The sequence below is a fragment of the Algibacter sp. YIN40 genome (genome assembly GCF_057219435.1).
Genome location: NZ_JBXVVC010000003.1, coordinates 83,226 through 96,311 on the forward strand (window position 1 = coordinate 83,226; position 13,086 = coordinate 96,311).

Annotated in this window: 10 protein-coding genes; 4 read left to right on the forward strand and 6 right to left on the reverse strand. The window is 32.9% G+C overall.

Features of this window, described 5'->3' with window-relative positions; translation table 11 throughout:
• Positions 1 to 2 precede the first annotated feature (2 nt).
• From AC2D6V_RS11215 to AC2D6V_RS11235, 5 genes are all read right to left on the reverse strand, one after another.
• Complete coding sequence (locus AC2D6V_RS11215) at positions 3 to 272, reverse strand: Asp-tRNA(Asn)/Glu-tRNA(Gln) amidotransferase subunit GatC (protein WP_484648279.1); 270 nt, start codon at positions 270 to 272, stop codon at positions 3 to 5.
• 556 nt (positions 273 to 828) lie between these two features.
• Positions 829 to 1,590 (reverse strand): hypothetical protein, encoded by a 762-nt coding sequence (locus AC2D6V_RS11220; RefSeq protein ID WP_484648281.1) that lies wholly within the window; start codon positions 1,588 to 1,590, stop codon positions 829 to 831.
• A 464-nt stretch (positions 1,591 to 2,054) separates the two neighbouring features.
• Complete coding sequence (locus tag AC2D6V_RS11225; RefSeq protein WP_484648283.1) at positions 2,055 to 4,487, reverse strand: T9SS type A sorting domain-containing protein; 2,433 nt, start codon at positions 4,485 to 4,487, stop codon at positions 2,055 to 2,057.
• Between the two features lie 15 nt (positions 4,488 to 4,502).
• Entirely contained in the window at positions 4,503 to 5,570 is a 1,068-nt protein-coding gene (locus AC2D6V_RS11230; RefSeq protein WP_484648286.1) for a hypothetical protein, read from the reverse strand.
• 241 nt (positions 5,571 to 5,811) lie between these two features.
• On the reverse strand, positions 5,812 to 6,948 hold the full coding sequence (locus AC2D6V_RS11235) for a helix-turn-helix transcriptional regulator (protein ID WP_484648289.1): 1,137 nt from the start codon (positions 6,946 to 6,948) through the stop codon (positions 5,812 to 5,814).
• A 388-nt stretch (positions 6,949 to 7,336) separates the two neighbouring features.
• On the opposite strand from AC2D6V_RS11235, the gene gyrB reads away from it, so the two are divergent.
• Positions 7,337 to 9,286 carry a DNA topoisomerase (ATP-hydrolyzing) subunit B gene (gene gyrB / locus AC2D6V_RS11240; protein ID WP_484648291.1) on the forward strand — a complete coding sequence of 650 codons (1,950 nt, stop codon included), beginning with the start codon at positions 7,337 to 7,339 and terminating at the stop codon, positions 9,284 to 9,286.
• Positions 9,287 to 9,345: 59 nt separating this feature from the next.
• Here gyrB and AC2D6V_RS11245 read toward each other — a convergent pair whose 3' ends face one another.
• Entirely contained in the window at positions 9,346 to 10,110 is a 765-nt protein-coding gene (locus AC2D6V_RS11245) for a membrane metalloprotease (protein WP_484648292.1), read from the reverse strand.
• Positions 10,111 to 10,219: 109 nt separating this feature from the next.
• Here AC2D6V_RS11245 and AC2D6V_RS11250 point away from each other — a divergent pair, with 109 nt between their 5' ends.
• The 3 genes from AC2D6V_RS11250 to AC2D6V_RS11260 all read left to right on the forward strand — a co-directional run bounded on the left by AC2D6V_RS11250 (position 10,220) and on the right by AC2D6V_RS11260 (position 13,028).
• Positions 10,220 to 11,218 carry a DUF6588 family protein gene (locus AC2D6V_RS11250; protein ID WP_484648293.1) on the forward strand — a complete coding sequence of 333 codons (999 nt, stop codon included), beginning with the start codon at positions 10,220 to 10,222 and terminating at the stop codon, positions 11,216 to 11,218.
• Between the two features lie 196 nt (positions 11,219 to 11,414).
• On the forward strand, positions 11,415 to 12,341 hold the full coding sequence (mdh, locus tag AC2D6V_RS11255) for a malate dehydrogenase (protein ID WP_484648294.1): 927 nt from the start codon (positions 11,415 to 11,417) through the stop codon (positions 12,339 to 12,341).
• Positions 12,342 to 12,413: 72 nt separating this feature from the next.
• A complete protein-coding gene (locus AC2D6V_RS11260; protein WP_484648295.1) occupies positions 12,414 to 13,028 on the forward strand; it encodes a hypothetical protein in 615 nt (204 codons plus the stop codon).
• The last annotated feature ends 58 nt before the right edge of the window (positions 13,029 to 13,086 follow it).

Sequence of the window (13,086 nt, forward strand, 5' to 3'; positions counted from 1 at the left end):
ATTTATGCTTCAATAACTTTAGATACTACTAAATAGCCGTTCTTTTCTTTAGGAAAATTTTCGATGATGATTTGTTTTTCAGTTACAGAACTTTCAATCACCACATCATCCCTTAAGTCATCTAATGACACACTATAATTATGATTATTAATAAAAGAGTTATTATTATTTGGGTTGGCATTTTTAATAACTTCAAACAATTTGTTCACTGCTTCAGATGGCTGTGCTCCTTTAATACTCGACAATATGTCGACTGTCATAATTTTACTCATCTTTCTAAATATTTAGATTAAAAAAAGCCTTCCGTATTAGGAAGGCTTCATATATTTTTAAACAATAACCTTCCTATCCTAAGTATTAGGATTATTGAAATTATTATTGTTATTATTTATCATTACGTTTTGCTGAGATCAAATATATGTAGAAAAAATGTACTGCACACAATTTGTTCGAACTAACTTAGCATAATTATAATATTATTAAAAAAACTTGAGCTTAGTTAAAAGTTGCTTATGAATATGTGGGAATTGTTTAGTTTTTAATTTTTTTTAATAAAATCATTCCTAAGAAAACAGTTCCAGAACATGGAAATCATTAATTAAAACACTTATTAAAATAATAATGTTTTCCTGCATTCAACGAAATGGTTTTTTAAATGAAAGGCCAATATTTTAATCATATTGGCCTTTCTTTTTGGTTATGAATTATAATTTAAGGATTCAATTATTTATTATTGGTTCAACAACTGACTGATTTTCTAGCCAAAATTATAAAAAGTATAAACCGGTAGACAGTTGATTAATATAAATTGTATTTTATTATAATTATTTATTCTATAGTCATAACACGTTCATATATAATGCTATAATTAAATCCATCAGGAAGAATTTCTCCCATTTTAGATTCAGACATAATTTCGGCAAAAGGATTATCTCCAGAATTAGAATCATCAGATGGAGCTCGATAACTTAAGTAATTCAGGGCGTCAGAAAGTTTATTAAATCCGTCCCATGTCATTACGCTAAAACGATCTTGATTACCACTTGGATAAATAACTGAAGCCATACCCCAAGCTGTCATGCCACCTCCATTTTTAATATTGCTTTCGTGGAAAGGTTTCCATAACGTTTTATTTTCCTGAATAAACTGCCCCAAATTTGTTGGTTTTGCATAGTTAACAATTGCATACTTATAATCTCCAGCAACAAAATCTTCCATTTGTATATAATAATCAAATGTAACTGTTGTAAAAGAATTGGTCTCCACATCCTCTGGTTTTACATCACCTAAAGCATCCATATTTTCTCCCCACATATTAGCATCGAGTTGTTTTAAACTTTCATGAGAGTTGACAAATACATAATTTGGGGCATCAGATTTAGTAACTCCAACTTTATGCCACAAGGTCCATCCAGTCATTTGGCCTTTTTCAATAGCAGCTTTTGCAACTTTCGACCAATGTTTGGTTTCTCTTTCTTCGAATTTAGCTTGGTGCTCAGCGGGTACATTGCGATATTGCAAATAGGCAATCTGGCCAAATGCAGTACCTGTAAACACAAGCACAAATGCAAATAATAATAGTTTTTTCATAATATGTGAATTTGATTAGTTTTTTAAAGTTATAAAAAATATATTTAAATATGGGAAATATATGTTTCAATTTGAAGATGTAATTGTTTGAAAATGATAAAAGAACACTTTTTTCTGCATTCAAATAGCTTTTGAAATAATTTATTTTATTAGAATCTTTTGTTAATGGTTGAATTCCTAAATTAATTATCATATCTAATAATTTAATCGATGTAGTTTTTGAGATAAATCATAATATTAAAAAAAACTTGCACTTAGTTAAAAGTTGCTTCTGAATATGTGGGAATTGTTTAGTTTTTATTTTTTTAATAAAAACCATTCCTAAGAAAACAGTTCCAGAACTTGGAAATCATTAATTAAAACACTTTTAAAATAATAATGTTTTCCTGCTTTCAAAGAAATGGTCGTTTAAGATAGTTGACCAATACTTTAAATGTTATTGGCCTTTTTGTTGATTAAGTGTTTTATTTTTTAATTACTCGTTTTATTAAAGCTTTGTTTTCAACATCAAACTTGATAAAGTATAATCCAGAAGATAAATTACCTATATCTATTTGGTTTTTAGAAAACGTCTCGCTTCGAATCTTTTTACCAGATAAATCGAATATCGTGATTTTGTCAATTATTAATTCTGTGGTAATGCTTAAAATATTATCAGTTGGAATCGGGTGAACCAAAATATTTTTGGCAGCAATTTCAAAATCCTCAATTCCCAAAGAAGTGTCCTCAACAGTTACCATAACGGTTACATTATGTGTATTTCCAGAACCATCGGTTGCAGTTAATTCCACAGGATAAACACCTTCTGTATTAAAAGTGTCTATATCTATACTCAATGAGAACCCACAGTTATCAGAAGATCCATTGTCGACATCGTTAGCGGTAATACTTACAGATGGATTTCCATCTAAGTCGACCGTAATATCTTTACCAATAGCGACAGGGTCTATCATATCTTCGATCGTTACCGTAGCTGTGTCATTATTGGAATTTCCACTCTGATCGGTAACTGTTAGTGTCACTACATTAGCTCCTAAATTGGCACAAGTAAACGAAGAAACATCTAAACTACGATTGTTTATTGTACAATTATCTGTAGAACCATTATCGATATCATTTGCTGTTATTGAAGCATTACCTGAAGCATCCAATTGCATGTTAATGTTTTGTGTTACCACTGTTGGTTGAATGATATCTTGAACGGTAACAGTTGCATTATTGTTGTTTGAATTTCCACTTTGATCGGTAACTGTTAGTGTCACTACATTAGCTCCTAAATTGGCACAAGTAAACGCTGAAACATCTAAGCTACGATTGCTTATTGTACAGTTATCTGTGGATCCGTTATCAATATTATTTGCTATTATTGAAGCACTACCTGAAGCATCTAGTTGCACGCTAATGTTTTGTGTTACCACTGTTGGGTTCATAACATCTTGCACGGTAACGGTTGCCGTTGGCGCATTAGTACTGCTATTATTACTTTGGTCAATTGCAGTTAGTGTAACACTATTTGCTCCTAAATCGTTGCAATCAAAGCTAGAAATATCTAGAAAAAAACTGGTTACAGAGCAATTATCGCTCGACCCATCATCTATTTGTGCTCCTGTAATAGTTGCATTACCCGTACCATCTAATTGAACGGTAATATCCTTAGCAGCTGCAACCGGATTAATTAAGTCCACAACGTTAATATTAACATTTTGGTTACTTACTTTAGCCTCTGCATCTTCGGCTGTAATGGTTACAGAATTACTTCCTAAATTAGCGCAAGTATAATCGAATTGCGCTTGGTTAAGAGCCACAGAAACCAATTCACAATCATCAAATGTGCCATTGTCTACATCTGCAAGGCTTATGGAAGCTTGACCGCTAGCATCCAATTCTGCTGTAATATTTGGAAATACTACAATTGTTGGTGGTGCGTTATCAAAAATATCTAAATCTTCACTATAATCGTAAAGCCCCCAAGTGCCATCTGAGTTTTGTAATCGAATATAAAAATCGTGCAAATCGCATGTTTCTAGTGAGGTTCCTAAATCAATGGTGAATTCATTAGGATTGCCAGTTGTTGTTATAGAAGCGGCATAGGCATTTCCAAACCCTGGATCGGTGTCATAAAAGTATTCGGCTCCTGTAATTGTTGGTATGTTTAAATTAGAGGTGTCTTCTACATAAAATATTCGCTTTTCGTATATACTCCATACACCTAAATCATCTTGTGTTCGAATGTATAAATTATTAAACCCAACTGATAAATTATCCGAAGTAGTATCAATATCGAACATGAGAGGAAAACTGCCTAACGTTATTGGCTTACCATTACCTAAACCTGGATCAGAATTAAAAAAATACTCTGCAGCATCTATGTTTGAAGCACCAACCATAGGCATAAAATCTGTTATATAAAAGATCCGTTTCTCATATATACTCCATACGTCTAAATTGTCTTTAACACGCACGTAGATGCTGTTAAATCCTACAGGTAAGCCTTCCAATGACGTGTCTATAGAAAAGGTTAGTGGAAAACTCCCTAAAGAAATGGGATCACCCATGCCAAAACCAGGGTCAGTATTAAAAAAGTATTCTGCTGCTGTTATTGATGATGCTCCTACTATGGGCATAAAATCGGTGACATAGAATACGCGCTTTTCGTACATGGTCCAGGTTCCATTGTTATCCATGGTTCTAATATAGAGGCTATTAAAGCCTGTTAAGGAACTTATGCTGATGCTTTCTGTTTGTGTTAAATTTCCAGAGTTGGCATTTGGTGTAATATCTATACCGTTATCAAGTCCTGGGTCTGAATTAAAAAAGTACTCAATTTTGTCAATAGATTGCCCAAATCCAAGTACAGCAAAACAACAGCATAACCAAGTTATGATTTTTGTTTTCATGATTTCTGGATTTTCTTAGTTAGTCTTGGCCTCTATAGTAACGCTTAAATTCCCGTTTTTAGCTATGGTGGGGTCATGGGATAATATTTTTACACTGGGATACCCTGTAGGTAATCCTAAATTGATAAAATTATACCCTTCAAATAAGCCTTCACTACCAAATAATCCTGGTCCATCTGTTAAGGTTAAATCGTCATTTAGAGGGTCGTAATTTGAGCCAGTTCCCGCTAATGATGCAGTACTTCCTGAATTGACACTTGTAAAATTTGGGTTTGTGTTCTCTTGTACATTTCCATTTATGTTGCCGCCCGAAAACGTGTAATTTCCACTACCATAATTATAGGTTACACAATTGTCTATTTGTATAATATTAGTACCATTAGGATTTAAATTAATGGTTCTATTGGCACCACTATTAAGAACAAAGATACAGTTACTTATATTTAACTGTTGAGAGTCATCTGTGTCAAAATTATTAATAGGGTAATTGGTGCCATAGCCAATAACATTATAACTAAAAAATACTGATTCAACCTCATAAAAAGTAAAGCCCGCACCTAGTAAAAGGTTATTTGTTATGACGATATTTTCCATGGTAGATCTAATAGTCACGGAGCCTGTAATTACATTGCCTTTAATTGTGAAATTGGTCCAGTTATGAGTATTGTTTAAATCGAAAGACCCAATACTGTTGTCATTAAAGGAAACATTGTCTATGGTAGAGCCACTACCTAATCTATTAACGCTATTAATTCTACATCCTTTAATAACAGAATTGTCTGCACCACCGTTTAAGCTTAAAGTTCCGATGGTGGTGGTATAACCCACATCGGCATGAGAACGTCCAATAATTGTTAATTCTTTATCTAATTCGACATTTCCGTAGCTTGAAGGAGAATGTTGTACGTACAAGATATCACCATTATTGGCAGCATCTATAGCTGCCTGTAAATCGGTAAAATTTGTAGAAACATCTGGGTTGTTGTTAACTATGTGTGTTGTTTGTGCGACCATTAAAGTTGTAGTCAGTAAAAAGGCATAAAAGATTAGGGGACTCTTTGAAATTGAAATAAAATTTTTCATGATTCAAGTGTTTTAAATGAGTTAATAGAATGTCATTGCTTTTACATTTAGTAAAAGCATAAGTGTTTTTGCTATTAATGCTCAGAGAAAGAAGATGAAATTATGGGGAGAATTGGATATTTAAATATATATACTTGAGTTATTTTTGGAGTCCAATTTTCTGTAGATGTCAATTATCTGGACTTATTTTGTATGCAGTAATATTTAAATAAACTTCTTTTTTGACTATTACAATATAGTACTAACACTTTAAGTCATTTTTTAAACACTCCTTTTTGTATTGATATGGGGTTTTTCCTGTTTCCAGCTTGAAGGTGTTAAAAAAGGAAGATCTAGAGTTGAAACCAGCCTCAAGACCTATAGAAACCATAGTGTAATTTGAAAATTCAGATTTACATAAATACAATTTGGCTTCTTGAACTCTTAAATTATGAACATAATCTGAAAAACTAGTACCCAGTTCATTATGTATTGTTCTGGATAAATAACTTGGGCTAATTTTAATGTGCTCAGCAACACTTTCTAAAGATAAATTAGGGTTTAAATAAGCTTTTTCTTCTTTGAGGTAATTTTCAAAATCTCTGATATGTTGATTTATGCTAACTTGGGAAACATCAATTTGCTTAGAAATAATAAAACGTCTAATTCTATTACGCTCTTTAAGAACTCCGAATTTATAGATGCCAATATGCCCCATTAAATAGATTAAGGCTGCCATAGAAATCCAGAGAATATAAAAGTCTTTTTCACCAACGGTATTTCCAAAAATATTGGCATAAGTAAGATAAGCCCAAAACAAAGTGAAGAAAAAAATGGTGGTTAGCATTAATTTTAGCCATGCGAGGCTAGATTTAATCTTTTTTAAATTGAATGTCTCTTTTAACTTATGGTGATTATAAACTTTAATTAGTACTAAAACCAATAAAACAATACTATAAAGAACAGAAAAAATTTCATTACATCTAATCCAAAATAAAAAGGATGGTGTCAATTCTGTGGTTTTAAGCGAACCGAACAATACGGCAAATTTGAAAGCTAAAAAAATAGCAAGAAAAAATATAAATGGCACAAATAAGAGTTTATCATTATAGGAGAGCTTTCGTATAGGATTTAAAAAGAATAATACATAAAAATAAATTAAAACAGGTATCAGTGGTGCCAGAGGAATAAAGAAGTAATGGTAAGCTTCAATTAAGGGAATAAGTCCAATATCTGGAATTATGTAAATAACATTACTTAAAGAATAACAAAATACTAAGGTTGCTAAAAATAGGGTGCTTTTAGATCTGAACTTTTTAGAGCATAGAACTACGGTCACAAAAATAATCCCTTGAAAAATTCCAGCAATAATTATTGTATTATAAATATTGAAATTCATGAATGAGGGATTTTCTCATAATAATATACAAAATTCCTTTAAAAATCTGACAATTAGTTAGTTATAATTAGTAAAATATTATCACGTTAAATTTTGAATAAAATGTATTTTTCAGGGGAGAGGCATTCATTTAAGAGCTTTTAAAACATTTTGTAAAATTCTGACTTTTAGAATAGTTAAAAAATAATCAAAATCAATTTTAAGACACTTTTTAAGCGATTTAAGCGACTTTCAAATAATTAACAATTGTTGATAATTATTGTATGTACTAGCCAAAATGCTTTTTATTGACTTCGATATTTCGTATATTTGTTAGTATCAAAAAATGATGCAATTGCGTCATTTTTTTATGAAATAAAACTAACTCAAATTAAGATAAAAATAGAATATGAGCGAAGCAAAAGAAGAATTTAATAAGCACAATTATTCGGCAGATAGTATTCAGGCATTAGAGGGTATGGAGCACGTACGTATGCGTCCATCAATGTATATTGGAGATGTTGGAACGCGTGGTTTACACCATTTAGTATATGAGGTTGTAGATAACTCTATTGATGAGGCTTTAGCTGGGCATTGTAATAATATAACAGTTATTATTAATGAAGATAATTCTATAACTACAGAGGATGATGGTCGTGGAATTCCTGTAGATTTACATAAAAAAGAAGGTGTTTCTGCCCTAGAAGTTGTAATGACTAAGATCGGTGCAGGAGGTAAGTTCGATAAGGACTCTTATAAAGTGTCGGGTGGATTGCACGGGGTAGGTGTAAGTTGTGTTAATGCTTTATCGGAACATTTAAAGGCTACTGTTTTTAGAGATGGTAAGATATACGAGCAAGAATACGAGCGTGGTAAAACCATGTATCCGGTTAAGCAAATTGGTGAAACGGATAAAAGGGGTACTACGGTAACTTTTAGACCAGATTCAACAATTTTCACACAAACTTTAGAATACAGCTACGATACATTAGCGAGTAGATTACGAGAGTTGGCCTATTTAAATAAAGGAATTACAATTCATTTGGTAGATAAAAGAACTAAAAAAGAAGATGGAGGGTTTGAAGGAGAAACGTTCCATTCTACTGAAGGACTTAAAGAATTTATCCAATATTTGGACGCCACTCGTGAGCCTTTAATGAAAGATGTAATTGCATTTGAAGGTGAAAAAAATGGCGTACCTGTTGAGGTGGCGATGATTTATAATACATCTTATGCCGAAAACCTACATTCTTATGTAAACAATATCAATACACATGAAGGTGGAACCCATTTATCTGGTTTCCGTCGTGGGTTAACCCATACATTGAAGAAATTTGCTGATGGTTCTGGAATGTTAGACAAATTAAAGTTTGATATTGCAGGTGATGATTTCCGTGAAGGGCTAACTGCAATTATTTCTGTAAAAGTTCAGGAGCCTCAATTTGAAGGTCAGACTAAAACAAAATTAGGAAACAGAGAGGTTTCTGCAGCGGTAAGTCAATCGGTTTCAGAAATGTTGACGGATTATTTAGAAGAACATCCAGATGATGCTAAAATAATTGTACAAAAAGTAATTTTAGCAGCTCAAGCACGTCATGCAGCTCAAAAAGCACGTGAAATGGTGCAGCGTAAAACGGTAATGAGTATTGGTGGTCTTCCTGGGAAATTATCTGACTGTTCTGAACAAGATCCTGCTAAATGTGAAGTATTTCTTGTAGAGGGAGATTCGGCAGGTGGAACCGCTAAACAAGGCCGCGATAGAGCATTTCAAGCAATTTTACCTTTAAGGGGTAAGATTTTGAATGTTGAAAAAGCGATGGTTCACAAAGTTTTTGAAAACGAAGAGATTAAAAATATTTTTACAGCACTTGGAGTTACTATTGGGACGGAAGAAGATAGTAAAGCTTTAAATCTTTCAAAATTACGCTATCATAAAGTAGTAATTATGTGTGATGCCGATATTGATGGTAGTCACATTGCTACTTTAATATTGACCTTCTTCTTTAGATATATGAAGGAACTAATTGAAGCTGGTCATATATATATTGCTACACCACCTTTATATTTAGTTAAAAGAGGTGCTAAAAAACAATATGCATGGTCTGATAAAGAACGCGATGATATTGTGTCTGATTTTGGAGATGGTTCTAAAATACAACGTTATAAAGGTTTAGGAGAAATGAATGCAGAACAACTTTGGGATACTACTATGAATCCTGAGTTTAGAACAATGCGTTTAGTACAGATTGATAATGGAACGGAGGCTGATAGAATATTCTCGATGCTTATGGGAGATGAGGTACCGCCAAGAAGAGAATTTATAGAGAAAAACGCGGTTTATGCTAATATTGATGCATAGACCGGACAGTTTGTAAAATAAAAAATGCCGCTTAATTTAAGCGGCATTTTTTATTAATATTATCGCCCACCATTTGCTTGCAAATCCGCAATACATTGTGAATCTAATTGAGGGATAGCACTCATATTACTAATTCCAGATCCAAATTCTGAAGCCCAATACATTAAACAGCTAGCTACGTCGCAGTGGTTTTCATGTGTTTCATCTTCATGTTCTGTTTGCATAGGCGAACCCAAATCTGTGAGACCTAGAATATGACCAAATTCATGATTAATAATTGTCGTTTCTAGTACCGTTCGATCAGGCTCAAAAGGGCTATTACTTAATGCTTGAACAGTTTCTTCGTAAATAACAAATGAGGTGTTCCAATATGCGGTACCTAAAACAGTTGTATTATCTTGTTCAGAATCATTTTCAGATTTTCCATCAGAAAAATAAGCCCAAATTGCAAGTTGGGAACCTTTATTGTATATGGTTCGTTGTTCTCGCTCAATATCGGCTATTTCCTCTATCGAGTAAATTTCTATTCCGGGTGAGGGAATTGCTCTTTTTTCAACTATAATTCCGTTCGGTTTAAAAGTTCGTGCTTGTAAAAAAGACACAAAATTATTAATAGTTGCTTGTGTTGGTTCAAACCCTTGCACATAAACTAGCTCAATAACAATACTTGTATATAAGTCGTCAGATAAAATATCATTAGCACTACTTCCTGTTAATTGTCTATTATCAAATACGTTTATTGTATCTTCTTCATTAACCGTGTCCTTGGAACAGCCATATATGAAGACAAAGAGTAAAAGGAAAGCTAAAGCTTTATTTTTCATTTTTTTATGCTAATATAATAAAAATCCGATTAAATGTATTTTTTAACGATTAAAAGTTGATTTGTGTGAAAAATGTTATATTTTTGTTGTAACCAAATTTAATAAACAGATGAAAAAGTTAACCCTACTTATCGTATTGATTTTTGGAACTCAGGTTTCAATATCACAAGAGTTTGAAAGCATTTTATTGGCGGCAAGAGAAGATGCTAATAAATTAACAGAAGCTTATATTAATCCTGCGATGACTGGAATGATATATGGCATGAATAGCGGATGGTATCATACAGCTAAGGTTCATAAAAAATTAGGTTTCGATATATCCATTGGACTTAATGCTTCTTTTGTACCTTCTGAAGATGAAATATTTACACTTTCTGGCTTGGAATCAATAAACTTGCCTTCAGGTATAGTTACATCTCCTACAGTTGCAGGCTCTGGTAATGTTGCATCATTAGTTGTTACTACAACCGTGCAAGGACAGCCGGTAGCTACTACCTTTGAAATGCCAGAGGGAATTAAGGATGATCTTCCTCTAAATGCTGTTCCTGCACCAGCTATTCAAGTTAGTTTAGGACTTCCTTATAAATTTGATATTATGCTACGTGCTGTGCCCAAAATTGGGGATGATGATGTTAAAGGAAATTTGTTTGGTATAGGTCTTAAAAAGGAAATCACAAGTATATTTGGACCGTTAGAGAAGTTGCCTTTGCATGTCTCTTTATTGGCAGCTTATACTTCAATGAATGTAGATTACGCTATTGATCAAGATACATTTTCGGGACAAAACCAAAAAGCTGAGTTTAATTTGAATTCATTTACTGCTCAAGCAATTGCCTCTTTAAACTTTCCAATAATTAATATTTATGGAGGTTTTGGCTATTCTGGTGGTAGCTCAACACTAAAGATGTTAGGAACATATAATCTGGAGTACAATGGAGGAACTGTTGTAGATACTGTAACAGATCCGATTGATTTAGATTTTGATGCCAGTGGATTTGGAGCAACCTTAGGTGCTAGATTAAGCTTAGGGTTCTTTAAAATGTATGGAAGTTATACGCTGCAAGAGTATAATATCTTTTCGGCTGGAATAGCTTTTAGCTTTAGATAAAATTCTAAGTAAAAAATACTACAAAAAGCACGGGATTTTATCCTGTGCTTTTTTCATTAAAAGTATTTTAATTCATACTTTTGTGTTTCAAAATTTATAATAACAAAAACAAACATAAGTCATGTTTTAAATAGTTAGAAATTGTGAATTTTGACAAGAATTTTAAACTTATCAAAAACAATTTAAATATAAACTTATGAAAGTTACAGTAGTAGGAGCAGGAGCCGTAGGAGCAAGTTGCGCAGAGTATATTGCAATTAAAAACTTTGCTTCAGAAGTCGTTTTGTTAGATATCAAAGAAGGGTATGCCGAAGGTAAAGCTATGGATTTGATGCAATGTGCATCTTTAAATGGATTTGACACCAAAATTACAGGCGTTACTAATGATTACAGCAAAACAGCAAATAGTAATATTTGTGTGATTACTTCTGGTATTCCACGTAAACCTGGAATGACACGTGAAGAATTAATTGGTATTAATGCTGGAATTGTAAAAGCGGTATCGTCTAGCTTGATCGAGCATTCTCCGAATACGATTCTAATTGTTGTGAGTAATCCTATGGATACTATGACATATTTAGCTCATAAATCTACGAATCTTCCAAAAAACAGAATTATTGGAATGGGTGGGGCTTTAGACTCTGCACGTTTTAAATACCGTTTAGCGGAGGCGTTAGGAGCACCTATTAGTGATGTAGATGGAATGGTAATTGGTGGGCATAGCGATACTGGTATGGTGCCGTTAACATCTCAGGCTTCACGAAATAGTATAAAAGTTTCAGAATTCTTAAGTGAGGATAGATTAAATCAAGTGAAAGAAGATACTAAGGTTGGAGGAGCAACACTTACCAAATTATTGGGTACCTCTGCGTGGTACGCACCAGGAGCGGCAGTAAGTGGGCTAGTTCAAGCTATCGCGTGTGATCAAAAGAAAATGTTTCCATGTTCTACATTCTTAGAAGGGGAGTATGGTTTAAATGATATTTGCATTGGGGTGCCAGTTATTTTAGGTAAAAACGGAATTGAAAAAATCGTTGATGTTCCTTTAAGTGATGCTGAAAAAGCACATATGCAAGCAAGCGCTGAAGGTGTTAAAAAGACTAATGGCTTATTAGAGTTATAATCTTTAAACTATTAAATGGATATTTATTTAAAGACTGTAGTGATACAGTCTTTATTTTTTTATATTTGGCGCATGAAAAAATGGTACATAGGTACTTTAGTAGTTCTTCTTGCCGTACTTGGCATAATTGATAGAGAGCAAGTTACGCTTCCTAATCAAGAAATTGTATTACAATTTAATGACGTAGAATTAGCTTCTGAAGATACTCTAGCTACAATTGCAATTGTTAAGGAAACATTGCAAAATATAGGTGTACATAATTTTCAGGTTAAGAAAAATGATACAGGAAGATTAAAAATCACTTACTATAGTGAAGCAGATATTACTGTAATTAAAGGACTTCTTTCAAAAAGAATACGTGCTGAATTAGAAGCGTCTTCTGATGAAGAAGAAGCGCCTATAAACTTCCCTTTGCATGATGAGAATATTGCTTATAATCTCGATGTTTATGAAATTCAAAAAACAGCTGATGCTGATTCTGGTTTAAATGGAATCGTTGTTTCAGAATTTAAGCCTAAAGCAGATCGCTTCTTCAAACCTAAAATGGGTGCATCTGTTCCAATATCGAATTCTGAACAAGATGATACCGAAACATTACTAGCTTTAAAAATACATAGTACTATTGCCTTAGCAATAAATAATACACTTCAATACATTCCAGAAGTTAGAGCAGGCCCTGCTTGCTAAATTGGTTAATTTGAAACTATTTTCAGTTTTAAAGCATCCCTAAAAAACATCTCATAAA

Coding starts and splice junctions, on each gene's coding strand:
- AC2D6V_RS11250 (WP_484648293.1), top strand. CDS start 10,220: ATGAAAAAGTTAACCCTACTTATCGTATTGATTTTTGGAACTCAGGTT.
- AC2D6V_RS11225 (WP_484648283.1), bottom strand. CDS start 4,487: ATGAAAACAAAAATCATAACTTGGTTATGCTGTTGTTTTGCTGTACTT.
- AC2D6V_RS11215 (WP_484648279.1), bottom strand. CDS start 272: ATGAGTAAAATTATGACAGTCGACATATTGTCGAGTATTAAAGGAGCA.
- AC2D6V_RS11235 (WP_484648289.1), bottom strand. CDS start 6,948: ATGAATTTCAATATTTATAATACAATAATTATTGCTGGAATTTTTCAA.
- AC2D6V_RS11260 (WP_484648295.1), top strand. CDS start 12,414: ATGAAAAAATGGTACATAGGTACTTTAGTAGTTCTTCTTGCCGTACTT.
- AC2D6V_RS11245 (WP_484648292.1), bottom strand. CDS start 10,110: ATGAAAAATAAAGCTTTAGCTTTCCTTTTACTCTTTGTCTTCATATAT.
- mdh (WP_484648294.1), top strand. CDS start 11,415: ATGAAAGTTACAGTAGTAGGAGCAGGAGCCGTAGGAGCAAGTTGCGCA.
- gyrB (WP_484648291.1), top strand. CDS start 7,337: ATGAGCGAAGCAAAAGAAGAATTTAATAAGCACAATTATTCGGCAGAT.
- AC2D6V_RS11230 (WP_484648286.1), bottom strand. CDS start 5,570: ATGAAAAATTTTATTTCAATTTCAAAGAGTCCCCTAATCTTTTATGCC.
- AC2D6V_RS11220 (WP_484648281.1), bottom strand. CDS start 1,590: ATGAAAAAACTATTATTATTTGCATTTGTGCTTGTGTTTACAGGTACT.